Source organism: Bacillus thuringiensis, from assembly GCF_022095615.2.
Classification (GTDB): Bacteria; Bacillota; Bacilli; order Bacillales; family Bacillaceae_G; genus Bacillus_A; species Bacillus_A cereus_AG.
Map to the genome: position 1 here is coordinate 4,753,972 of NZ_CP155559.1, position 23,516 is coordinate 4,777,487.

Consider the following 23,516-nt stretch of genomic DNA (forward strand, 5'->3'; position numbering starts at 1 on the left):
AATAGAAACTTGCATATAAATGTAAATATAGTTACAATGTGGTATAATTTCAAATCTATTTGGAGGTATAAATGACTATTTTAAGCGTAGCCTTTTTTGCCATTATGTGTATCTTCTTCCTAATAAGATATATGAAAGAAAAGAAATTTTACGATTTGCTCCTCATTCCCATTTGCATATATGCTGGGGCAGTCAAAACTCCTTTAGTAGAGTACTTAAACTTTAATACTACATTCAAAATAACATATGATATTGCAGCTATTATTCTCGTAATCCTTGCTGTGCTTTTCTTCTTAAAGGATAAGAAAGAGAATCCTACTGCATAACAAAAAGACCTTTCATGTATTTGAAAGGTCTTTTTGTTTTTCTTTTTCTCTATCTCACTTTACCGCTCCATGTAACTTCTCTACCTCATGCTCAATTTGTTTTACATCGATTCGTTCAAATAGTGGCTGCACACTATCGATTCTATTCGGCAACGTATGTTGAGGTTCCCAATTTCGGTTCCCGATCGATAATGCGTTTCTAACTTTTTCACTTGAAAATGGTAAAAACGGTTCAAGGAGATTTGCAAAATTAGCGATAAGATACACACAGTTATAAATCGTTTCTTCGCATGAAACTGGATCATCTTCTCTTTGTTTCCAAGGCTGCCTCTCATCAAAGTATTTATTTGCAAAACGTACTGCATCAAATATTGTTTCTAGCGCCACCTTAAATTTAGTTTGCTCAATTGCTTCTCCTACATTTTTATATAATCCTTCTACTTTATCTTTCAGCTCTACATCAATACTCCCCTGCGGCACGATACCACCATAATATTTTTCAATAAACTTTAATGTCCGGTTCACAAAGTTTCCGTATGCACCTAACAATTCACTATTATGACTGTAAATGAATTCACGCCATGAAAAATCAGTATCACGATTTTCTGGTGCATTGACTGTCAAAAAGTAACGAATAGCATCTGGATTATAGCGTTCTAATATGTCCGGCACCCATACTGCCCAGTTTTTACTTGTAGATAATTTTCTTTTTTCAACTGTTAAATATTCATTCGAAACGATATGATGAGGAATTGCTCCTTCTCCTATTCCAAGTAATACCGCTGGCCAAATGATGGAATGAAACGGAATATTATCCTTTCCGTGCACATAATATGTTTTCGCTTCTCTATCCCAAAACTCTTGATCATCATTTCCTGTTTCTTCAGCCCAATGTTTACTCGCTGAATAATATCCTGTCACAGCTTCAATCCATACGTAAATTTTCTTATCCTCATACCCTTCTACTGGAATTGGTACCCCAATTGGTAAATCACGTGATACAGCCCTATCTAATAAACCTTCCTTAACATATCTCTCTGTTAGTTGAATCGCATTGTCGCGCCATGTTCCTTCTTGCTTTGCGATTTCTACAGCCGTTTTGATTTGCTCCTGAAATGTATGCAATGCAAAATAAAAATGCTCTGTTTCCTGCACGGACGGTGTACTACCACATAATTTACATTTCTTTTCTAACAAATCGAGTGGATCTAAAATAGCTGAACACGCATCGCATTGATCTCCTCTTGCTGCTTCATGGCAATGTGGACAAATGCCTTCTACATAACGATCAGGTAAAAACTGCGTACACGTTTCACAATACGCTTGTTCCACCGTTTTTTTATAAATATAGCCTTCTTCTAATAAACGTAAAAAGACATTTTGAACAGTTTCATGATGATGCTCACTATCTGTACGTGTATAGCAATTATACGTAAAACCAAGGCTACGAAAACATCGCTGGAATTCTTCATGATACTTATCAGCAATTTCCTTCGCCGTCACACCTTCTTGTTTTGCCCTAATTGCAATTGGCGTTCCATTACAATCACTTCCCGAAACGTACAACACATTTTCACCTTTTGCCCGGTAATAACGTGCTAGTATATCTCCAGGTAACAAACTCGCAATATGTCCAAGATGTAACGAACCATTTGCATACGGCCAAGCGCCTCCAATAAAAATACTCATCTTACATTCCTCCTTTTAAATATAAAAAAGCCCCGCCCTTATCTTAAAAAAGATAAGGGCGGGGCTGTATAAACAGTCGCGGTACCACCTTATTTCGCCAATTACTCACATAATTAGCCTTAACAAGTACGGAGCTATATGCTCTTATACTGTGGTTTTGATAACGAGTACCAACTCTCGTCGCCGCCTACTACTATCATTTGATAAGTTCAGGACGAAGCTCAAAGGCCATTGTTCAAATGAATATTCTTGCTTCTTCTCAGCTACCGAAGCTCTCTGGAAAGAATGTGTTCATCCTACTTTTCCTTTTCAACGCTTTTACGTATAACAAGTATTGTACGACTTAATCACAGAAAAATCAAACTTTTATTCAGAAAGAAAAGGAAATCCCATCCCCCTGCCGAATAACTATACGTTCACAAAAGGAGTGATACGATTGAATCAAAAACAACTAAGCACACGTAATGAAAAAAGCTGGAATGCAGCTGCTTATGAAGCTTGGACGAATCGCCACGGGGCGCCAGCCGATTATGCGAAAAAGCTTATGGCAGATCCCGTGCGCGAAGTAGATCACTATTTACCTTACATACAATCTCCAAAAGGAAAACGTATCATTAATTTACTCGGGTCAAAAGGAAATAAAGCCGTTGCTCTCGCCCTTTTAGGAGCTGACGTAACAGTTGTCGATATTTCAGCAAGTAATGCAAAATATGCAAATGAACTTGCGGAAGCAGCAGGAGTCTCTATCCAGTATGTCGTTTCTGATGTATTAAATGTGCAGCTCTCCGAATCATTTGATATCGTATTGCTGGAACTTGGTGTACTCCACTATTTTTTAGATTTAAAACCGCTCTTTCAAAAAATTACTACCTTACTTAAAGGAGGTGGAACGCTTATCCTTCGTGACTATCATCCTGTTTACACGAAATTACTAGGAGTAGACCACCCATCATTTCGGGCTAACGGAAATTATTTCGATGAAGAATTGATTGAAGATGATGTGGCTTATAGCATCCTTCTTACAGAAGCGCAGAAAGAAGCATTACCTAAAACAACCATCCGTCGCTGGACGCTAGGAGAAATTATTACAACCCTTGCAGAAGAACGTTTTAAAATTGAAAAACTAGCTGAAGAACACGGGGCGCATCAAAGATGGGTCTTCCCTTCTACTGCACCGGAAGGAATTGAAGAACGTGTGCCTGGTTTATATACATTAATTGCGACAGCATACAAAAAAGGATCCCTTCACGGATAGGATCCTTTTTGCATGCTTACGCATATAAGTTGAGGTTGGAGATTACCATAATTCTGTAGAATAGGACACAAGATATTTCAACATTTCGTCTCTGACTTACGTCGTCAAAAAGGGGTATGACCAACATAACGAAGAGTAATGTTACAGTTGATATTGATAATCGTTATCAACTAATTAGAAGTATACATGATGTTATTTCAAATTACAATAGCATTTCTAATTTTTATTTATGAACTTTTTGATATACAAATGTATACATTTTAAGAACATTTGCTCATATCAATCTGCCATCTTCCATTATCTGCTATAATTTTCATTGAACAGATTAATAACTTCATAATGATGTTTTTATTAATGTCGTTCTTAATATTTATAAATTATAATAAATAGTTTTTAAAGGTAGGGGTAACGATGAAATATGTTAGTATTCGAAAAAAACTACTGTTCACACTCTTAAGCATTTCTTCTTTATTTAGTATTGCTCTTATTGTTATTCTTTCATTCGCTATGAACCAAGCAAGCGAAATTGAAACGTTAAAAAATGATGTATCAAAACGAGCAACAATTTTAAAAGAACGTGGTGATTGGTTCCAAGCACAAGTTGCCGGTTTACAAGAATATTTACTGTCACATGATCAAAATGGATTGGATAAATTCAACCGAGAAGGAAAAAAACTTGCTGATACTAGAGAGAAAGTAACAAGTGATAAAAAACTCCCAGAAGGAATGAAAGAAGCGATTTTGATGGGGGCAAAATGGCGAAGCGTCATAGATAATGAAGTCCTTCCTCTCGCTCGCGAAGGAAAATGGGACGAAGCATCCAAAATCGCTTTAGCTCAAACCGACTATGTAAACGATCTTTTAAGCCGTTTTACTAAATATGCAAATGAAGAAAATGATAAACGTGACGCATTAATTGCTGACGTAGAGTCTTCTTCATCTCTTATTCAATATATTATTTTCTTCTCTCTCATTACATGTACGTTAACATCTATTTTATTAGCATGGTGGTTCTCTGGTAAACTCGTTAAACCGATACGACAAATTGATGAGAAATTAAAAGAATTAGCCTCTCAAGATGGCGATTTAACAGCTAGATTTCATGTAACGAGTAAAGATGAAATTGGTGATATCGCCAATTCATTTAATCAAATGCTCGCTAACTTACAACGTATTATAAAACAAGTGCAACAAACATCAACAAGTGTAAAAGAAGCATCTGAAAATGTGTTTATCGAAACAACTGCTTCTATGGAAAATACAGCAAAAACCGAAGAAACTATGAATGCCCTTGAGCACAATATTCGCTCACAAGTTTCCAGTATTGAAGAAAGTTCAACTGCAATGGACGATATGGCAACGAGTGTTCAACGTATTGCTGAATTCGCCTCTTCTGTTACTAGCCTAGCTGTTACAACTTCAGAAAAAGCAGATAGTGGGAATAAAGTCATTGAGAAATCTATTACACAAATGCATACAATTAACGAAGCTGTTAACGCTACATCACAAGTAGTAGAGCGACTTATTACACATACGAATCATATTGATACTGCACTTCAATCCATTTCTAATATCGCAGAACAAACGAATTTACTCGCTTTAAATGCTTCAATTGAAGCAGCCCGCGCTGGCGAACATGGAAAAGGCTTCGCTGTTGTTGCCGATGAAGTACGAAAACTTGCTGAACAATCTCAGCTAGCGGCAACTGACATTAACCATTTACTTCATCAAATTCAGGCAGATACAAAAATAGCAAATGAAATGATGACACAAGGTCAGTCAGAGGCTTCGGAAGGAATTACAGTCATTCGTACCGCTGGATCTTCATTCTCAGAAATTGTTAACCACATTAACAAAGTCTCTACACAAATGCAAGAAATGTCTGCAACTGCTGAAGAAATGGCCGCAAGTTCTGAGGAAATGAATGCAGCTTTAAATAGCATCGCTTCTATTTCAAATGAAGTTGCCGCCGAAACATCACAAACAGCAACTTCGGCTGGTGACCAAGTAAACAAAATGAGTATCGTTGCTAAAAATGCGTCTGAAATGAAAACGACTGTACAAGAACTTGAAGTTCTCGTTTCTCATTTCAAAACAAACGTTTAAAGCAAAACTTTCATTTATATTTCTATGAGCTCCAAATTATTAAAAAGAGAGATTTACAGTCTCTCTTTTTTCATCTTAAAATATCTCTTTCTATCTCTCATTCCGTCTGCTATAATTCCTAAAGGAAAGAAGAAAGCTTTGTTCCAAATGGAGTAAAGCTTTCTTTCAATTTTTTAAATTTATTAATTCTAATACTAAGATTTCACAAAGGAGGCTTTTTATCATATGAGTTTTATTAGCATTCGAAAAAAACTAATGTTCATGATGGGAACGATTTGCGCTTTATTTGGCATCGCCTTAGCTTTTATTTTATTCTTTACCATGGATCAATCTCGTCAAGCTGAAGCATTACAAAAAGAAATTTCCCCTCTGGCAACAGAATTGAAAGAGCGTGGGGACGCTTATCAAGTACAGCTCTCTGCTTTAAGAGGTTATTTATTACAACATGATCAAGTTGAATTAGACAAATTTAATGAGATGAGTAAACGTCTGGAGGATTCAAAAGATAAACTTCTTTCTAATCCAAATGTTTCTCAGTCCATGAAAAATACAATGGAATCAGGATCCACTTGGAGAAAATTTATTGAAGAAAAAGTTTTCACTCTTGCAAAAGAACAAAAGTGGGAAGAGGCTTTACAAGTAGCTTATGCAGAAAATGGTACTGTTTATAAAGTAATTGGTGACTTCACAAATTACAGTAACGAACAAGCCAAGTTACGTGATCAATCTATCGAAAAAATTGATCAATCTTCGCTACAAATTGAATATGTTGTCTTCTTATCACTTGTTATTTGTATTATCGTAGCTATCACTGTTGCATGGTGGTTCTCTGGTAAACTTGTTAAACCAATTCAACAAATTGATAGTAAGCTAAAAGAATTATCATCTCAAGAAGGTGACTTAACAGCCCGCCTACAAGTAAATAGTAATGATGAAATTGGTACGATCGCAACATCATTTAATAAAATGTTAGAAAACCTACAACATATTATCAATCGTGTTCAAAAAACATCTGTGGAAGTGCAAAACGCTTCTGAAAATATGCTAGAAAAGACGAATATATCACGCGAGGCAACAATAAAAGTTCAGAGCTCGATGTCTAGCTTAAATGCAAATATTCAATCACAAGCCTCTAGTATGGAAGAAAGCTCAACTGCAATGGACGATATGGCAGTAAGCGTTCAGCGTATTGCTGAATCTGCCACATCTGTAACTGAGCTTGCTGTAGTTACATCTGAACAAGCTAACGACGGAAGTACTGTTATTCAAAAATCCGTTTCACAAATGACAACGATACACGACGCGGTAAATGCTACGTCAGAAGTGGTCGAACGTCTAATCACTCACACGAAATATATTGATACAGCTGTACAATCTATTTCTAATATCGCAGAGCAAACAAACTTACTTGCTTTAAATGCATCTATCGAAGCAGCTCGTGCTGGCGAACAAGGAAAAGGTTTCGCTGTCGTAGCTGACGAAGTTCGAAAACTTGCAGAACAATCTAAAACAGCAGCAACAGATATTAACCAATTACTACATCAAATTCAACAAGACACTGAAACTGCGAGCTCTATGATGTCACAAGGTCGTTCTGAGGCATTTGAAGGCATTCATGTCATTCGTGAAGCTGGCAATTCTTTCACAACGATTGTAGAACAAGTAAATAAAGTATCTACTCAAATGCAAGACATCTCAGCAACTGCTGAGGAAATGGCTGCAAGCGCTGAAGAAATGAACGCTTCACTGAATAACATCGCTTCTATTTCGACTGAAGTATCTAGTGAAACAGCGGCAACAGCACACTCTGCTGAGCAAAAAGTCATTACGATGAATGAGATGACACAAACCGCTAGACAAATGAAACAAACAGTTGAAGAATTAGATCAACTCGTATCTCATTTTAAAACTGAATAGACATTCCAAAAAGATTCCTCTTCCAAAAGGGATCTTTTTTTGAGCTCATTTCCTGCACATTATGTACATTTCCGTTATAATGAGAATCGATATCATTAATTATGCAGGGGGTGCTACACATGTCACAACAAGCATTTGAAGAAAAGTTATATACAAACTTAGAAGCTGTTATTGACCCTGAACTAGGTGTTGATATTATCAACCTTGGATTAGTTTATGACGTTACAGCAGATGAAAATAATAATGCTGTCATTACAATGACGATGACTTCTATCGGTTGTCCAATGGCTGGGCAAATTGTATCAGACGTTAAAAAAGTATTATCAACGAATGTACCTGAAGTCAATGAAATAGAAGTAAATGTCGTTTGGAATCCGCCCTGGTCTAAAGAACGCATGTCACGTATGGCGAAAATCGCATTAGGTATTCGCGACTAAATAGAAAGAGCTCTAACAATATAATATTGTTAGAGCTCTTTTTTTCCGCTAGGTACATGTAATGATTGAAGTTTCGCCTTATTTTACGCCTACTGCATCATAAGCTTTCGTAACAGCTTGTACAGCCTTAGAGTTTTTACCATATAAATCTTCAGCTGACTGCAGAGCAGCTTGACGCATCATCTTAAAGTCAGAGTTTGCAGTTAAATATTTCGTAAGAGCACGGTAATAAATTTTTTCTGTCGCTTCGCGGCCTACTCCAGTTACTTTCACGCCGTAATGCTCGCCGCCATCAGATACTAAGTATGCAGCTTTATTGTTAATACTACTGTTAATATGAACGCCGCCATTATCAGCTGTTCCAGTGTAGCGTTTATTGTAATGATCTGGGTAACCTTCACCTGGCTTTAATGGATTTGGAATAGATGCTGGATCTTTCAGAGAACGAAGTGCATCACCAGGTTTCCCAGGTGTATAAATGTCAGCACCTAAATCCCAGCTCTTCTTCTCAACCATGACACCCATAATATCAGATAACGATTCATTTAACGCACCTGACTCATTTTTATAAACAAGATTTGCTGTATGTTCAGTTACAGCATGCGTTAATTCGTGACCGATAACATCAAGCCCAGCAGATAATGGAATGAATGTTTTACCATCGCCATCACCATACATCATTTGTACACCGTTCCAAGCTGCGTTATTCCAGCTTTCTCCAACGTGAACAGTCGAAATAAGCTTCGCACCTTTATCATCGAAAGAGTTACGATTAAACGTCTTTTTGTAGTAATCATATACTTTTCCTGCATTTACATGCGCATCGACTGCCGCTTTATCTTCGAAGAACTTAGATTTACTCTTCACTTCTTCTCCTGTATATCCAAGAATTTGCGAGAATAAATTAAACCAGTTTTCGTCCATATTCTCCGCATCAAATGTATGGATACCTTGTCCTCGTTTACCATCAAATAAGTTGAATTCTCCTGTTTTCGTATCTTGAGCAATTTCAAATGATTGTCTACCGCCTAATACGCCGTAACCAAATCCTGTAATGTTATCTACAGCGTTATATTTCTCAATCACATTTCCATTCGTTGCATCAACAAAATAATGCCAATAGCCTGGAGCTGGTTTTGAAATCGATGCTTTAACTAAATAGGCAAGATAGTAGTTTCCATCTTTTTCATATACAAATAAATCTTTTTTCACACCGTCATAATTCTTTACTTTACCAACTTCTTTTTCAATATCTGCCTTTGCAATCGTTTCTGCTTGCTCTGCACTAATATTTGCAAACGCAGGAATATTTTTATCATCTAAATTCGGAATAACTTGTCCGAAGAATGCTTTTACATTATTTTCTTTATCAAGTGTAACAGTTTGATCTGAACCATACACAGGAATGTTATTATGCTTCTCAACTAATTTCACGTGTGTTGTGCCAGATTCAGCGTCTTTTTCTTCCCCAACGATATTGAAGTGTTTATCAATATTCCCTGCTAATTTAAACATATCTTTCTTACTCTCTAAATATTGAAAGACCGTTTCTTTTTTATCTAGTCCTTCCGGTGCTTTCCATTCTTCACCTATGTATGCAGGTGTTTTAAACTCTTGATGATATTGAATTTTTTGTTCTTCCGCTTTCGTTGTCGTTGCTCCAAATGTTCCAAATCCCCCGGCTATAACAGTTAACGCTAATGCTGATGAAATGACTTGCTTTTTCACTATAACATTCCCCATTCCCATAAAGATTTTTGACACTTTTATAAAATTCTGAATCTTTACCCTGATACCTCTTCCAAAAATTTGAGAAACATTTTTCAGATAATTCCACGCAAAAAGAGGACACCCTATCAGGTGTCCTCTTTTTTTATAAACATTTTGTTATTTTTTTAGCTCAATTGCTAAATAGTGTGATTGCTCTTTCGCTTCAATATGAATATCTTCTTCTATTGCTTCTGCTGCATCACGCATAACAAGACTTTCCCCATTTATTACACTACTTCCTTCAATTTGAACAAGATACAATTGACGGCCTTCTCGCACAGGAAAATGAATTTCTTTTCCGGCATCTAACGATAAAGAATATAAATTTGCATCTTGGTGAATACGAATTGGTGCCTCTCCTTCTACTGGAGATACCATATGGAACCATTCATTTTCACGCTTACTCCAATCAAATGTAAACTCACCATAGTTTGGTTTATGATCCGCACGATCTGGTAAAATCCAAATTTGTAATAAACGTAGTGTTTCATTTCCTAAATTATGCTCGCTATGAAATACACCCGTGCCAGCACTCATATATTGAACATGTCCTCGCTCAATTGTTCCGCGGTTCCCCATGCTATCCTCATGTGTTAAAGCACCATCTACAACGTACGAAATGATTTCCATATCGCGATGCGGATGCATATCAAAACCAGTTTGCGGTGCTACTAGGTCATCATTAATTACACGCAATGCTCCAAAGTTCATGTTATTTGGGTTATAGTAATTCGCAAATGAAAAATGAAAATGTGTATTTAGCCAACCGTGATTTGCTCTTCCCATATTTTTATGATCAACTTTTCTAAACATATCCTTCACCTCATATTATCTCGAATCCAAGATTTATTTCAAAAATTTTTCTCACTGTAATTTTTTTAGTAATTGTAATAATTGATGTTGTTCTTCTACATTTAAATTTTGAAACTGCTCCGCTTGGAATGTTTCTTGAGGCGGGACGATTTCTTCATATAAAGCTTTTCCCTTTTCTGTTAACGAAATATATTTTGTAGTACCTTCTTGTTCACGACGAATCCACTCTAGCTGCTCCATTTTATTTAAAAGCTGCGTGATATTTCCCTTCGTAACAAATAGTTTATTTCCAAGCTCTTGCTGCGTTAGACGATTATGCCCTCCAACTTGAGCAAGTACATCAAACTGAGCAGCAGATACATTCCATTCTTTCAAATGCTGATTCGTCTCACGAATACTTTTGTTATAAAAACGTGATAAACGAAACCATAATAGTAATCCAAGTCTATCTTCTGTTTTCATTCTATCACCTCGCTCATTTCATACCATTAGTTTAGGACTAAACTTTATAAAAGTCAATTACTTACTTTTAGTAAATAACAAAGAAAGCACAGTGCTATTTCTCCACTATGCTTTACATTAACCTTCTACTTTTATATTCATCTAACTTCCTTTCCGCGAACTTCCTCGCATCTTTCTCAATCCATCTATCTTCGTACAATTCACTTCCAACATACAATACTTCGCTCTTATGCTGCATCGCATGGCGAAATTCATGCAGTAGTGTTTTGAGCACTTGCTCATACTCTTCCCATATGCAAACGAAAATTAATTGTTTTTCTTTATGATAAAAACCACCTACTGGGAATAAAAATTCCTCTTCTTCTTCTCCTAATGATAGAAGCACATGATTCGCATCACACGTATCACAAAAAATAACTGGCGTTTTACATACTTCAATCAATGAAAACAAATCATCTCTAAGCCTTTTGACATCCCAAGGAAGCTCCGAATCCAACACATACCAATTCTCCACCTGTTGATATACATTTTGAAACTGGAGTTCCATTTTTCTATAATCCCCTTTCCAAACTCCTTTTCCTATATGTATGCCACAATCTGTAAAATATTAAACATACTCTTTCTCCTTTTGAAAAATGACAATAAAAAAAGAATCTATGTCAGCATAGATTCTTTTTCTACAATCATTGTTTTATTCAGTTAGTCTTCGTATCCCACTTAAAGATTTTATTTAAAAATTTATATACATTCTTTGACTCTTTCGTCAGAAGTGGACCTAAAATCGATAGTATAAGCACGTATAGTGCCGAGAATGGCTTTAGTACTGACATTAAACCACCGGCGATACCGATATTGGCCATAATGATGGAGAATTCTCCCCTTGAAACGATTGTTAATCCAATATTTGTTGACGCTTTATGAGATAATCCAGCTTGTCGCCCTGCAATCATACCTGCAACAAAGTTACCGATAATTGTAAGAAGGACAGCACCTAATGTTAACCATATCGCTCCGCCCAATGAGAACGGATCAATACTTAATCCGAAACTGAAGAAGAAAATAGCTCCGAAAAAGTCTCTAAATGGAACAACAAGATGTTCAATTCTGTCACTATGCTCTGTCTCAGAGAAAACTAATCCTAAAAGAAGTGCTCCAATTGCCTCGGCAACGTGAATTGTTTCTGAGAAACCTGCAATAAAGAATAACGAAGCAAATACCACAATAATGAAAATTTCATCTGAACTAATATTGAGCAATTTATTTAATAACGGTGTAGCCTTTCTAGCCACAATAAAGAATAGAAGCATGTATCCTAAAGCAATTCCAATTGAAGTGAGGGCACCTAAGAAGGAAGCATGATCCCCTAGAACTAAACCAGAAACAACTGATAAATATACAGCAAGGAATATATCTTCAAACATAATAATTCCTAAAATTAATTCGGTCTCATTATTACCAGTTCTTCTTAAATCCACTAACACTTTAGCAACGATAGCACTAGAAGAAATCGTAATAATACCCGCGATAATTAAGATTTCTAGTAAAGGGAATCCCATTATAAATCCGTATAATAATCCGAGTGAAAAGTTAATTAAAATATAAATCGTTCCACCAATCGCAATAGAACGTCCAGATTTAATTAGTTTTTTCATCGAAAACTCTAGTCCTAGATAGAACAGAAGGAACAGAACGCCAATCCGTCCAAGGAAGGAAATTACATTTGCACTTTCAATAAATTTGAAATCGATCACACCTATTGTCGGCGCATGTGGTCCCACTAACATCCCAAGAACAATTAGAAACGGAATTACTGAGAATTTAAACTTTCCAGCAATTACTGCCGCAATTGCAACTAATACTAACGCTGTACCAACTTCAAAAATTAACGTATCCATCTAGTCAGTCCCCCTATTCGAAAGTAACTCATTAATAATTTTTTTAATTTCTTCCCTCTCACCAGAAACTACAAGCATATCGCCTTCCTCAATTACCGTTTCTGGCCCTGGATTAAATAGCTTTTTCATATTCTTCTTCATAACTGCAATAATCGTTACGCTATAGTTTTTCCTTATTTCAAGATCACCAATTGTTTTTCCGATTGATGGAGCTGCATTCTCTACTTTAAACCACTCAATCGCTAAACCTTCAAAGACCATTTCAACATTTTCTAATGCTCTAGGCTTATATACCATTCCACCTAATATTGCTGCAATTTGTCTTGCCTCTGAGTCACGTAATGAAATACTTGAGATACTTTCTTCATGGTCTGAATCAAAATGATACATTTCTCTACGCCCGTCATCATGAATGACAATTACCATCTTTTCGTTACCTTTCGTAACGATTTGAAATTTGTAACCAATACCCGGAAGTTCACTTTCTCTAATATTCATATTTAGCTCCTCCACAACTTTTGTATTTGAATTTTCTGTTTTTCTGTCTTTTATTCATCCAATCAACTTTAGAAATTCTAACCATTCAGGATATCTGTGACTTGGAAATCTTTTATTGTAATAATAAGTGGCTCCTAAAAAGATACTGAAAGATGTAATGATAAAAAATATATTACTTCTCATTTTCAAACTCTTAAGGCTTACTTTCAATAAAGTTTCTTCTTTCAAATTATCCCCTCTTTTTCGTTTTACATTTAGTTTTTTAAAATGTAAATAATTCTAAAAATATTATGATGTAACATAATCATAACACAAAATACGTTTATGTAACATAATTTTTTAGAAAAATTGATTCTCATATATTTTTTGCATATAATTTTCTTATTACGAAAAAAAGGAAGTGTATTATATGGTTGATATCTTTAGCAGATTCCTTGAGGTAACGAATAATATTTTATGGTCATATATTCTTATTGCAATGCTAATCGGCTTCGGTCTTTATTTCTCTTTCAAATTAAAATTTGTCCAAATTACTCATTTTGGTGAGATGGTCGGTTTAATTAGTAAAGGGTTTAATCGAAAAGAAAAAAAGAAAGATAGCATCTCTCCATTCCAAGCATTTTGCTTAAGTGCAGCAGCACGTATCGGTATCGGAAACTTAGCTGGTGTAGCATTAGCCATTTCAATGGGTGGACCCGGTGCAATATTTTGGATGTGGTTTATCGCAATTATCGGAGCAGCTACTAGTTTCGTAGAATGTACGCTCGCGCAAATTTATAAAGTAAAAGATGGAAGCAGGTTCCGTGGTGGACCAGCATATTACATGGAAAAAGGATTAAACAAACGCTGGATGGGTGTTTGGTTTTCACTGCTTATCACAGTTGCGTACGGATTAATTTTCAATTCTGTACAAGCAAATACAGTAACAATAGCGTTTGAAAATGCTTTTGGACTAGAGCGAACGATCGTAGGAGCTCTATTAGCTTTATTAGTTGCAGTTATTATTTTTGGTGGTATCAAGAGTATTTCACGTATTACAGAAATAATTGTTCCTCCAATGGCAATCATTTATATTGGTGTGGCTATTTTTGTTGTTATTAACAACTTCACTATGTTACCAAGTATTTTTACAGAAATTTTTAACAGTGCATTCGGCTTAGACCAAGCCATCGCTGGTGGCATTGGAGCAGCAATCAAGTTCGGAATTCAGCGCGGTCTATTCGCGACAGAAGCAGGTATGGGTAGTTCTCCTAACGCAGCAGCAACATCAGATGTATCTCACCCAGTAAAACAAGGACTTGTTCAAGCATTAGGAGTTTTCGTAGACACATTCTTAGTATGTACATCAACAGCATTTATCGTATTATGTTCTGGACTTTACAAAGGAACAAATTTACAAGGTATTGAATTAACACAACAAGCATTAAGTTCACAAATCGGACCGTGGGCAAGCACTTTCTTAGCGATTATTATTTTCCTATTCGCATTCAGTTCTTTACTAGGGAACTACTATTATGGTGAAACAAATATCGCATTCATTAAAGAAAGCAAAACATGGTTAATGATTTATCGCGTCGCAGTTGTCGGAATGGTATTCTTCGGATCAATCGCTGCCCTTCAAACAGTTTGGAGCTTAGCTGATTTATTCATGGGACTAATGGTATTCACAAACTTAATTGCCATCTCATTCCTTAGCAAATTCGCCTACGCAGCATTAGTAGACTATATTAAACAAAAGAAACAAGGAAAAGATCCTGTTTTCGTTGCAAGTTCTATCCCTGGCTTACAAAATACAGAGTGCTGGGATGGACAGGATGTAGAAGAAAAACAGAAGGCTGTATAATAAATTAATAGCAGTAGCTATATATCAAACAAAATCCCTATTACCTCACAGTAATAGGGATTTTTATTTACAACAGTTCATAATTTGTTCAAATTAATTCCAGCAAAAGGGTTGATTTATATCAATTACTAGATTATAATAATTATAAATTAGTAATTGATATCATATAACAACTCAAAAGGAGATTGATCATAATGAACAAACAAGTAATCGAAGTATTAAACAAACAAGTAGCAGACTGGAGCGTTTTATTCACAAAACTACACAACTTCCATTGGTACGTAAAAGGACCTCAATTCTTCACATTACATGAAAAATTCGAAGAGCTATACACAGAATCAGCTACTCACATCGACGAAATTGCAGAACGTATTTTAGCAATTGGCGGCAAACCAGTAGCAACAATGAAAGAATACTTAGAACTATCTTCTATTCAAGAAGCAGCATACGGAGAAACTGCAGAAGGAATGGTTGAAGCAATCATGAAAGACTACGAAATGATGCTAGTAGAACTGAAAAAAGGCATGGAAATCGCTCAAAACTCTGACGATGAAATGACATCTGACCTACTACTAGGCATCTACACAGAACTAGAAAAACACGCTTGGATGCTACGTGCGTTCTTGAATCAATAATAGATTTTAAAGCGGAAGCGGCTCGTTCAGAACGGGAGGGTGTTGGAACTCCTGATTACGAGGCGCTTTTTGCCTCGAATGAAGGAGTGAAACAACCGACTGTTCTAGCCGCTGGAGCTGGATAGTACTTAAAGCGGAAGCGGCTCGTTCAGAATCGCAGGGCATTGGAGCTCTCGACCTTGAAGCGCTTTTTGCTTCGAGCGAGAGAGCGAAATGACCGGAGATTCTAGCCGCTGGAGCTGGATATCCCTTAACGCGAAAGCGGCTCACTCAGAGGCGCTTTTTTCTATGGGTTGTCATACATATCAGCACATGAAATTTATATCAGCGATTTTCCAATTATATCGGCGATTCCATCAGATATATCAGCGATTTTTCCAATATATCGACTTACCGACAAATCATGACAATATCAGCGCCTCTCTCCTCTACTTTTATCAATATATTACAATCCCTTTTATGTTAAAATATAGGCAACACCCTTTAGTAAAATAGATCCAAAAGCTTTTCCATATTCATCATTTACTACTTAAATGGCGGGAGTGGTTCAGTTGAAAGACTACTTAATTAGAGCATTTTTTGCGTTAATAACAGTTGGGATTGTCTTACTTATAGCTAATATTTTCAATATACGTGTCGAGGTGAAAGACTATGCTTTCCTCGTTGTTATAGCAATTGGTGGCGGCTGGGGTGGCTGGTACCTGTATAAAAAACAAAGTAATCAAAATGATAAAGGCATTCCAAAGTAATATGGAATGCCTTCCTTTTTATTTCCGTCTATAGTAAATAATGAAATTTAGACCACTGATCAAAACAATCCCAATAAACATATTAGAAGACTGCAAATCTCCGCCTAAACTATACTCATCGGCAATAAATCCTAACATAACAAGTGTTATCGCTGAAACACCGATACACAATATCGAAATAAACCAAAGCGAAAATTCATTAATTAGCTCTTTCTTCTGTCTTAAAACAATTAGCATAACCAGAATAGATGCTGCTAAAATACTTTTAAAAACAGGACGTAAATACACAAACTCCTCCATCTATTTCTCCTTTTCAAAAAACATTACATCTCAACATTAACATATTTAGCCAAATTAAAAACACATGCCTTTTCAAGATAAAATGACATGTGTTTCCAAAAATCTCTATAAATTTGTATTATGATAGCTGCTTCCACTTCGTTCCTAAGACAGGACGCTCGTAATTTTGGATCTCATGAATTAATTTATCTGCCGTCTCAGCTGAAACAATCAACTCTTTATTCGATGGATTCATAAATCCTTCTTCCGCTGCACGTTCAACCATTTGCAGAATTGGTCCATAAAAATCTTTAATGTTTAATAAACCAACCGGCTTATTATGTATACCAATTTGTGACCAACATACTACTTCAAATAGTTCTTCAAACGTTCCATATCCGCCTGGTAATGCAATGAAAGCATCCGCAAGCTCTGCCATTTTCGCTTTACGTTCATGCATCGTTTCTACTTCAATTAGTTCTGTTAACCCTGTATGAACAATTTCTCCTCGGAATAGACCGCGCGGCATAACACCTGTTACACGTCCGCCTAAACGAAGAACTTCATTCGCTACTTCTCCCATTAATCCAACGCATGAACCACCGTATACAAGCTCATAGTCGTTCTCAACAAACATTTTCCCTAACGCTATTGCCTGCTCTTTAAATTCTGGTCTCTCCCCTAAGTTGGAACCTGCAAACACACAAATCTTTCTCATTCCTACACCCCGAAACTATATATTGTTATGATACAATGAACATTGTACAACATATTGAAGGGATGAGGAAGAAATGGATATCATCGCATTTCAAAGATGGGTGGAGGAATTTTACGAAAAACGAAGCTGGTCACAGTATAATTCCTTTATTCGCTTAAATTTCTTAACTGAGGAAGTTGGGGAAGTTTCACGCGTTGTTCGCGCAATCGAAATCGGTCGTGATCGTCCTGATGAAGACGCGAAAACAGAAGAAGAGCTAAAACAAGAGTTAAAAGAAGAACTTGGTGATGTACTATCAAATCTTATTATTCTTTCACAAAAATATGATTTGGATTTGCAAGACATTATGGAAGCACACGTCACAAAGCTTTCGAAAAGGTTTGAACCATCTAAATGAGAATATTATCAATTATGATATAATATTCTTGTCACAATACTAAGGGGGATTTTATGTTATCTAAAAAATTGCACGACGCACTAAACGATCAAATGAACTTTGAGTTTTACTCTGCCCACGCTTATATGGCAATGGCTGCTTACTGTACAGCCGAAAGCTATGATGGATTTGCTAACTTTTTCCTTGTACAAGCTGAAGAAGAGCGTTTCCACGCAATGAAGCTTTACAACTACATTAATGACCGCGGTGAGCGCGCTATTATTACTGGATTTGATAATCCAAATAACAAATACGAATCTGTACTGAACGCTTTTGAAGTGGCACTTGAGCACGAGCGTGAAGTAACGAAACGCATTTATCACTTATCTGATATCGCTTGGGATGAGCGTGAGCATGCAACAATTACATTCTTAAAATGGTTCGTCGATGAGCAAGTAGAAGAAGAAGCTTCATTCGATAGCATCATCCAAAAATTAAAACGTATTACAAGCGATTCAAACGCACTATTTATGCTAGATGCTGAATTGGAAAAACGTACATTTACGGCTCCAGCTGAGTAATATTTCAATCACCTTAATGAATCTATTAAGGTGATTTTTTAATTTGTTCTTCTCTAAGCTGAATAAGCTTAGCCAAATCCTGCTTATAAATCCCTGAAACCTTTTCAACAAAATCACTCTCAGTAAAAGTACCATCTCCCTCTTCTACTATGTTCAAGTACCCATGTATAAATTTCAAAAATGCTCTAGCATCTTCTCCAGTTAAATAATTAATGTTCTCTACAATCTCATCAAACTCCCTTAAACTATCCCGTTCTTTCAACCTAATTCCCCCTCTCTTCATTATTTATCATAACAAAAAAGCCGTTCACCCTCTAAGTGAGGGATAAACGACTTCTTTATTATTTATTAAAGCATAACCCCAACGATAATCGCTGATAATATACTTACTAACGTTGCACCGTATACAAGTTTTAAACCGAATGATGATACAACGTTTGCTTGTTTGCCATCGATACTCTTCGTTGCACCTGCGATAATTCCGATAGATGAGAAGTTCGCAAATGATACAAGGAAGATAGATAAAATCCCTACTGTACGAGCTGATAAATCGCCAGCTACTTTTCCAAGGTCAAGCATTGCAACGAATTCGTTCGTTACTAATTTTGTTGCCATAATTTGTCCTGCTTGTAACATCTCTGATGTTGGAATACCCATTACGAATGCTAATGGTGAGAAGATATATCCTAAAATGCTTTGGAATGTGATTCCGAAAATTGAATCGAATACACCATTAATTGCTGTAATTAATGCTACGAAACCGATTAACATCGCCGCTACTGTTACAGCGATAGAGAAACCAAGCATAATATATTCGCCTAACATTTCAAAGAATGTTTGTTTCTTGTCTTCTTGTAATTCTAAAATATCGTCTTCTTCTTTTACTTCATATGGATTAATGATATGAACGATAATGAATCCACTGAATAAGTTTAATACAAGTGCTGTTACTACATATTTTGGATCAATCATTTTCATATAAGAACCGACGATTGACATCGATACTGTAGACATGGAAGATGCACAAAGTGTGTATAAACGATTTTTCGGTAATTTGCTTAGTTGATCTTTTACTGTAATGAATACTTCCCCTTGACCAACGATTGCAGCTGCTACCGCATTATATGATTCTAGTTTTCCTAAACCGTTCACTTTACTTAATAGGAAACCGACTGCACGAATGATAATCGGTAAAACTTTAATATGTTGCAGGATTCCGATTAATACTGCTAAGAAAATAATCGGTAATAATACTGTTAAGAAGAATGGTGCTTGTCCATCGTTTGCTAGACCACCAAATACGAAATTAACCCCAGCTTCCGCAAATTTTAAAATAGAACCAAATCCATCTGCGATCCCTTTTACTAATACAAATCCGACCTTTGTATTTAGTAAGAAATACGCAAGTACCAATTGAATGACAAGCATAAGTGCAATTGGTTTATATTTAATTTTCTTACGATCTGAACTGATAAGGAATCCTAGTACAAATACTACAAGTAAACCGACTAGAAACATTACTATTTTCATATGTGAATCCTCCACTTCTCCCACGAGTTATTGGTCGTATAACGTATAACGAATGACGTCTGACCATTGATGTTAAAAAAATTTAAAACCCCTAAATACTATCCAACTGTTATCTAAAATCAGTAAGCGTTTACATAAATTGCAATTTATAAAAGGTAGTTTCTTCTCTCCTACCATACTTGAAAGTCTGAAATTGATACCACCTACAAATCAAATTGTAAGCGTTATCTAGATGAAATGCAATATAAATTTTAAAAGATTTTTATATGTTAATATATTCCTAATCAATTGGTTTTTTCATGCAAATTTACCATAAAAAAATAGCCCTAACTATGAGCTAGGGCCACCTTTTTTTATAACATAACACCAACGATAATCGCTGACAGAATACTTACTAATGTCGCACCGTACACAAGGCGTAGACCGAATGATGATACAACATTTGATTGGTTTTCATCGATACCTTTCGTTGCACCTGCGATAATTCCGATTGATGAGAAGTTCGCAAATGATACAAGGAATACAGAAAGAATACCAACTGTACGAGCGGATAAATCACCAGCTACTTTTCCAAGATCCAGCATCGCAACAAACTCGTTTGATACTAATTTTGTTGCCATGATTTGTCCCGCTGTTACCATCTCTGCTTGCGGGATACCCATTACGAATGCTAATGGTGAGAAAATGTATCCTAAAATAGCTTGGAATGTAATACCGAACATGGAATCAAACAAGCTATTAATTGCTGTAATTAATGCTACGAAACCAAGTAACATCGCCGCTACTGTGATCGCGATTGTGAAACCAAGCATAATATATTCACTTAGCATTTCAAAGAATGACTGTTTTTTCTTATTTTCTAATTTCAGTGTATCTTCTTCTTCTGTAATATCGTACGGGTTAATAATATGAATGATAATGAAACCACTAAATAAATTTAATACAAGTGCTGTTACTACATATTTCGGTTCGATCATTTTCATATAAGAACCTACGATTGACATTGATACTGTCGACATGGAAGATGCACATAATGTATATAAACGATGTTTTGGGATTTTACTTAATTGATCTTTTACTGTAATAAATACTTCCGCTTGTCCAACAATGGCAGCTGCTACTGCGTTATATGATTCTAGTTTTCCTAGACCATTTACTTTACTTAGCGCCGTACCAATAGCACGAATAAATATCGGTAAAATTTTAAAGTGTTGCAGAATTCCGATTAAAACGGCAAAGAATACGATTGGTAATAACGCTGTTAAGAAGAATGAAACCTCTCCTTTATTAACAAGACCGCCAAATACGAAAACGATTCCAGCTTCCGCATATCCAAGAAGCGCGCCAAATCCATCTGAAATTCCTTTTACTAAAATATAACCAACTTGCGTATTTAATAAGAAATAACTTAAAGCTAGCTGAATAACAAGCATGATTGCGATTGGTTTATACTTAATCTTCTTTCGATCGGCACTTATAAGAAAACCGAGTACGAATACAACGAGCAATCCTACAAGAAACATAACAAACTTCATTAATAAAATCCTCCATTTAACTCTTCATTAACGTTGAACGTCTGACCATTCAAAATAAGAAATAATCCGAACTTTCCATTTCTCCTCCAAAACCTTTAATTGGATAGGAAAGATCATAAAACCTCTTGTTTCAAAGGCATTTTCCATTCTAACACAAATCACAACTCATATCCGCACTTTTCTTAAAAAAATTACATTTTATTATAAAACATTCATGAATGTTCGTCTTTTACATTATATAGCGAAACTTTAATCAGTGTCATCCCCACTGATTATCGCTCGTATCAATCGGGAGTTTTACTGTTCACAAATAGCGGGATAAAACAAAAAATGAGCATCAAGTTTCACTTGATGCTCACCTCATTATACTGCTTTTTCTTTATCAGCTACTGTTGGCTTATCCCAGCACTCTGTATTGTTCAAACCTGGAATAGACTCCGCATAGAATACTGGATCTTTTCCTTGTTTCTTTTGCTTAATATAGTCTGATAACGCTGCGAAAGCGTACTTAGAAAGGAATACGATTGCTACTAAGTTAATAACAGCCATAATACCCATAAATAGATCTGCTAAATCCCACACGATTTGAATTGTTGCTACAGACCCTAACATAACCATACCAAGTACAGCAATGCGGTATGCATTTAATAGCACTTTACTTCCATTTAAGAACTCAATATTCGTTTCACCATAGTAGTAGTTACCTACTAATGAACTAAATGCAAACAAGAAGATTGCAACTGCTACAAATATAGATGCCCATGGTCCGATATGCTGACTTAACGCTTGTTGCGTTAATTGAATACCATTTAGATCAGCTGCATTATGCACATCTGATAAAAGAATAATAAATGCTGTACAACTACAAATTAATAATGTATCTGTAAATACCCCTAAAGTTTGAATGAAACCTTGTTTAACTGGATGTGTTACGTTTGCAGTCGCTGCTGCGTTTGGCGCACTACCCATACCAGCTTCATTTGAGAATAATCCACGTTTTACCCCTAGTAAAATCGCAGCTCCTAATCCTCCGCCTACTACTTCTTTAATTCCGAAAGCATGTAAGAAAATTTCTTTAAATACATATGGAATTGCCGTAATGTTTGTTACAACAACGAATAATGCCACTGCCACATATATAATTGCCATTACTGGAACAATCATTTCAACCGCACGTGCAATACGTTTTACTCCGCCGAAGATAATAATTGCAAGTAAACCAGCCATTACAAGACCTACTAATCTACTATCTGTTTTGAATGCCCCATCAAAAGCAGCCGCTACAGTATTAGACTGTACAGCGTTAAAAATCAATCCGAAACTTACTGTTATTAAAACAGAGAAAATTGCTCCCAGCCAGCGCTTATTTAATCCCTTTTCCATATAATACGCTGGGCCACCACGGAACGCATTCCCATCTTTTACTTTATAAATTTGCGCTAATGTGCTCTCTACAAATGCAGAAGCACCCCCAATTACCGCGATTAACCACATCCAAAATACCGCTCCTGGTCCACCTGCTGAGATTGCGATAGCTACACCAGCTAAGTTACCAGTACCTACACGAGAAGCTGTACTCATACAAAAAGCCTGGAATGATGATACACCGCTCTTCTCTTTTTGTGCTTTCCTCGTTTTCGAACTCGCCCCATCCCCAAGCAATCGAATCATTTCACCGAAGTAACGAATTTGGACAAATTTCACACGAAACGAAAAGTAAAGTCCTAACCCAATTAACATCGCGATGATTATATATGACCATAGAACATTATTTATATCCCCAATTATATTCGTTAAAAAATCCATAATTGTATTGCCCCCTCTTCTTCACAATAAGAAAATTATATTCTAAAAACTCTTAGTAATCAAGAATTTTCGACAAAAAGATGTAAGGTTTCCTAACATGTAAATGTTACCACATATAACATGTTAGTTCTTTCTACAATAAAATACAACAACTAGTACAAGTATCCATACCTATTCAAATGATTCTTTCCATACCGTATACTTCCTATAAATAACAAGAAAAACAAACCTAATTACACTTCACATCATGTACTACAACAAAAAAAGATGAGTATCGAATTTAATTCGATACTCAT

23 protein-coding genes and 1 other annotated feature are annotated in these 23,516 nt (G+C 36.0%); of the genes, 10 read left to right on the top strand and 13 right to left on the bottom strand.

The genetic code is table 11. The features are described 5' to 3' along the window. Positions 1-71 precede the first annotated feature (71 nt). Positions 72-326, top strand: coding sequence for a hypothetical protein (locus tag KZZ19_RS24775; protein ID WP_000154150.1), 255 nt, complete (start codon positions 72-74; stop codon positions 324-326). A 54-nt stretch (positions 327-380) separates the two neighbouring features. Here the strand turns inward: KZZ19_RS24775 and metG are convergent, their stop codons facing one another. Further along, positions 381-2,015, bottom strand: a complete 1,635-nt coding sequence (gene metG / locus KZZ19_RS24780; RefSeq protein WP_237981321.1) for a methionine--tRNA ligase — start codon at positions 2,013-2,015, stop codon at positions 381-383. A gap of 51 nt (positions 2,016-2,066) precedes the next feature. Further along, positions 2,067-2,337 (bottom strand) — a binding site (T-box leader). Positions 2,338-2,451: 114 nt separating this feature from the next. On the opposite strand from metG, the gene KZZ19_RS24785 reads away from it, so the two are divergent. The 4 genes from KZZ19_RS24785 to KZZ19_RS24800 all read left to right on the top strand — a co-directional run bounded on the left by KZZ19_RS24785 (position 2,452) and on the right by KZZ19_RS24800 (position 7,730). Then, positions 2,452-3,270 carry a class I SAM-dependent methyltransferase gene (locus KZZ19_RS24785; protein ID WP_237981320.1) on the top strand — a complete coding sequence of 273 codons (819 nt, stop codon included), beginning with the start codon at positions 2,452-2,454 and terminating at the stop codon, positions 3,268-3,270. A 411-nt stretch (positions 3,271-3,681) separates the two neighbouring features. Next, positions 3,682-5,376: a methyl-accepting chemotaxis protein gene (locus tag KZZ19_RS24790; protein ID WP_237981319.1), complete on the top strand. Its 1,695-nt coding sequence runs from the start codon at positions 3,682-3,684 to the stop codon at positions 5,374-5,376. Between the two features lie 225 nt (positions 5,377-5,601). Then, positions 5,602-7,293 (top strand): methyl-accepting chemotaxis protein, encoded by a 1,692-nt coding sequence (locus tag KZZ19_RS24795; RefSeq protein ID WP_237981318.1) that lies wholly within the window; start codon positions 5,602-5,604, stop codon positions 7,291-7,293. A gap of 119 nt (positions 7,294-7,412) precedes the next feature. After that, positions 7,413-7,730, top strand: a complete 318-nt coding sequence (locus tag KZZ19_RS24800; RefSeq protein WP_237981317.1) for a metal-sulfur cluster assembly factor — start codon at positions 7,413-7,415, stop codon at positions 7,728-7,730. A gap of 78 nt (positions 7,731-7,808) precedes the next feature. Here KZZ19_RS24800 and nprB read toward each other — a convergent pair whose 3' ends face one another. The 6 genes from nprB to KZZ19_RS24830 all read right to left on the bottom strand — a co-directional run bounded on the left by nprB (position 7,809) and on the right by KZZ19_RS24830 (position 13,168). Then, the gene (gene nprB / locus KZZ19_RS24805) at positions 7,809-9,458 is read right to left on the bottom strand and encodes a neutral protease NprB (RefSeq protein WP_237981316.1); all 1,650 of its coding nucleotides are present in this window, start codon (positions 9,456-9,458) and stop codon (positions 7,809-7,811) included. 159 nt (positions 9,459-9,617) lie between these two features. Then, complete coding sequence (locus tag KZZ19_RS24810) at positions 9,618-10,313, bottom strand: pirin family protein (protein WP_237981315.1); 696 nt, start codon at positions 10,311-10,313, stop codon at positions 9,618-9,620. A gap of 51 nt (positions 10,314-10,364) precedes the next feature. Beyond that, positions 10,365-10,775: a MarR family winged helix-turn-helix transcriptional regulator gene (locus tag KZZ19_RS24815; protein WP_237981314.1), complete on the bottom strand. Its 411-nt coding sequence runs from the start codon at positions 10,773-10,775 to the stop codon at positions 10,365-10,367. Positions 10,776-10,887: 112 nt separating this feature from the next. Beyond that, a complete protein-coding gene (locus KZZ19_RS24820; RefSeq protein ID WP_237981313.1) occupies positions 10,888-11,322 on the bottom strand; it encodes a DUF3920 family protein in 435 nt (144 codons plus the stop codon). A 148-nt stretch (positions 11,323-11,470) separates the two neighbouring features. Then, complete coding sequence (locus KZZ19_RS24825) at positions 11,471-12,670, bottom strand: cation:proton antiporter (RefSeq protein ID WP_088098311.1); 1,200 nt, start codon at positions 12,668-12,670, stop codon at positions 11,471-11,473. Continuing rightward, positions 12,671-13,168, bottom strand: coding sequence for a cation:proton antiporter regulatory subunit (locus KZZ19_RS24830; protein WP_088098312.1), 498 nt, complete (start codon positions 13,166-13,168; stop codon positions 12,671-12,673). It abuts the gene before it with no gap. A gap of 409 nt (positions 13,169-13,577) precedes the next feature. Between KZZ19_RS24830 and KZZ19_RS24835 the strand changes: the two genes are divergently transcribed. The 3 genes from KZZ19_RS24835 to KZZ19_RS24845 all read left to right on the top strand — a co-directional run bounded on the left by KZZ19_RS24835 (position 13,578) and on the right by KZZ19_RS24845 (position 16,395). Next, positions 13,578-15,011, top strand: coding sequence for an alanine/glycine:cation symporter family protein (locus KZZ19_RS24835; RefSeq protein WP_098343461.1), 1,434 nt, complete (start codon positions 13,578-13,580; stop codon positions 15,009-15,011). 194 nt (positions 15,012-15,205) lie between these two features. After that, positions 15,206-15,646, top strand: coding sequence for a Dps family protein (locus tag KZZ19_RS24840; protein ID WP_001041897.1), 441 nt, complete (start codon positions 15,206-15,208; stop codon positions 15,644-15,646). A 551-nt stretch (positions 15,647-16,197) separates the two neighbouring features. Then, positions 16,198-16,395: a hypothetical protein gene (locus KZZ19_RS24845; RefSeq protein ID WP_237981311.1), complete on the top strand. Its 198-nt coding sequence runs from the start codon at positions 16,198-16,200 to the stop codon at positions 16,393-16,395. A gap of 18 nt (positions 16,396-16,413) precedes the next feature. Here the strand turns inward: KZZ19_RS24845 and KZZ19_RS24850 are convergent, their stop codons facing one another. Continuing rightward, positions 16,414-16,695, bottom strand: coding sequence for a hypothetical protein (locus tag KZZ19_RS24850; protein ID WP_237981310.1), 282 nt, complete (start codon positions 16,693-16,695; stop codon positions 16,414-16,416). A gap of 118 nt (positions 16,696-16,813) precedes the next feature. After that, positions 16,814-17,377 (bottom strand): TIGR00730 family Rossman fold protein, encoded by a 564-nt coding sequence (locus KZZ19_RS24855; protein WP_170955061.1) that lies wholly within the window; start codon positions 17,375-17,377, stop codon positions 16,814-16,816. An 88-nt stretch (positions 17,378-17,465) separates the two neighbouring features. On the opposite strand from KZZ19_RS24855, the gene KZZ19_RS24860 reads away from it, so the two are divergent. Beyond that, entirely contained in the window at positions 17,466-17,789 is a 324-nt protein-coding gene (locus KZZ19_RS24860; protein WP_237981309.1) for a MazG-like family protein, read from the top strand. 53 nt (positions 17,790-17,842) lie between these two features. Next, positions 17,843-18,349, top strand: coding sequence for a ferritin (locus KZZ19_RS24865; protein WP_088098316.1), 507 nt, complete (start codon positions 17,843-17,845; stop codon positions 18,347-18,349). Positions 18,350-18,374: 25 nt separating this feature from the next. Here KZZ19_RS24865 and KZZ19_RS24870 read toward each other — a convergent pair whose 3' ends face one another. The 4 genes from KZZ19_RS24870 to KZZ19_RS24885 all read right to left on the bottom strand — a co-directional run bounded on the left by KZZ19_RS24870 (position 18,375) and on the right by KZZ19_RS24885 (position 23,220). Continuing rightward, complete coding sequence (locus tag KZZ19_RS24870) at positions 18,375-18,611, bottom strand: hypothetical protein (RefSeq protein ID WP_237981308.1); 237 nt, start codon at positions 18,609-18,611, stop codon at positions 18,375-18,377. 86 nt (positions 18,612-18,697) lie between these two features. After that, entirely contained in the window at positions 18,698-19,879 is a 1,182-nt protein-coding gene (locus KZZ19_RS24875) for a NupC/NupG family nucleoside CNT transporter (protein ID WP_000706853.1), read from the bottom strand. 353 nt (positions 19,880-20,232) lie between these two features. Continuing rightward, the gene (locus tag KZZ19_RS24880) at positions 20,233-21,414 is read right to left on the bottom strand and encodes a NupC/NupG family nucleoside CNT transporter (protein ID WP_000673848.1); all 1,182 of its coding nucleotides are present in this window, start codon (positions 21,412-21,414) and stop codon (positions 20,233-20,235) included. Between the two features lie 363 nt (positions 21,415-21,777). Beyond that, complete coding sequence (locus KZZ19_RS24885; protein ID WP_237981307.1) at positions 21,778-23,220, bottom strand: alanine/glycine:cation symporter family protein; 1,443 nt, start codon at positions 23,218-23,220, stop codon at positions 21,778-21,780. Positions 23,221-23,516 lie beyond the last annotated feature (296 nt).

Coding starts and splice junctions, on each gene's coding strand:
- KZZ19_RS24835 (WP_098343461.1), top strand. CDS start 13,578: ATGGTTGATATCTTTAGCAGATTCCTTGAGGTAACGAATAATATTTTA.
- KZZ19_RS24815 (WP_237981314.1), bottom strand. CDS start 10,775: ATGAAAACAGAAGATAGACTTGGATTACTATTATGGTTTCGTTTATCA.
- KZZ19_RS24830 (WP_088098312.1), bottom strand. CDS start 13,168: ATGAATATTAGAGAAAGTGAACTTCCGGGTATTGGTTACAAATTTCAA.
- KZZ19_RS24865 (WP_088098316.1), top strand. CDS start 17,843: ATGTTATCTAAAAAATTGCACGACGCACTAAACGATCAAATGAACTTT.
- KZZ19_RS24850 (WP_237981310.1), bottom strand. CDS start 16,695: ATGGAGGAGTTTGTGTATTTACGTCCTGTTTTTAAAAGTATTTTAGCA.
- KZZ19_RS24790 (WP_237981319.1), top strand. CDS start 3,682: ATGAAATATGTTAGTATTCGAAAAAAACTACTGTTCACACTCTTAAGC.
- KZZ19_RS24885 (WP_237981307.1), bottom strand. CDS start 23,220: ATGGATTTTTTAACGAATATAATTGGGGATATAAATAATGTTCTATGG.
- KZZ19_RS24880 (WP_000673848.1), bottom strand. CDS start 21,414: ATGAAGTTTGTTATGTTTCTTGTAGGATTGCTCGTTGTATTCGTACTC.
- KZZ19_RS24800 (WP_237981317.1), top strand. CDS start 7,413: ATGTCACAACAAGCATTTGAAGAAAAGTTATATACAAACTTAGAAGCT.
- KZZ19_RS24860 (WP_237981309.1), top strand. CDS start 17,466: ATGGATATCATCGCATTTCAAAGATGGGTGGAGGAATTTTACGAAAAA.
- KZZ19_RS24795 (WP_237981318.1), top strand. CDS start 5,602: ATGAGTTTTATTAGCATTCGAAAAAAACTAATGTTCATGATGGGAACG.
- KZZ19_RS24825 (WP_088098311.1), bottom strand. CDS start 12,670: ATGGATACGTTAATTTTTGAAGTTGGTACAGCGTTAGTATTAGTTGCA.
- KZZ19_RS24820 (WP_237981313.1), bottom strand. CDS start 11,322: ATGGAACTCCAGTTTCAAAATGTATATCAACAGGTGGAGAATTGGTAT.
- metG (WP_237981321.1), bottom strand. CDS start 2,015: ATGAGTATTTTTATTGGAGGCGCTTGGCCGTATGCAAATGGTTCGTTA.
- KZZ19_RS24810 (WP_237981315.1), bottom strand. CDS start 10,313: ATGTTTAGAAAAGTTGATCATAAAAATATGGGAAGAGCAAATCACGGT.
- KZZ19_RS24775 (WP_000154150.1), top strand. CDS start 72: ATGACTATTTTAAGCGTAGCCTTTTTTGCCATTATGTGTATCTTCTTC.
- KZZ19_RS24875 (WP_000706853.1), bottom strand. CDS start 19,879: ATGAAAATAGTAATGTTTCTAGTCGGTTTACTTGTAGTATTTGTACTA.
- KZZ19_RS24840 (WP_001041897.1), top strand. CDS start 15,206: ATGAACAAACAAGTAATCGAAGTATTAAACAAACAAGTAGCAGACTGG.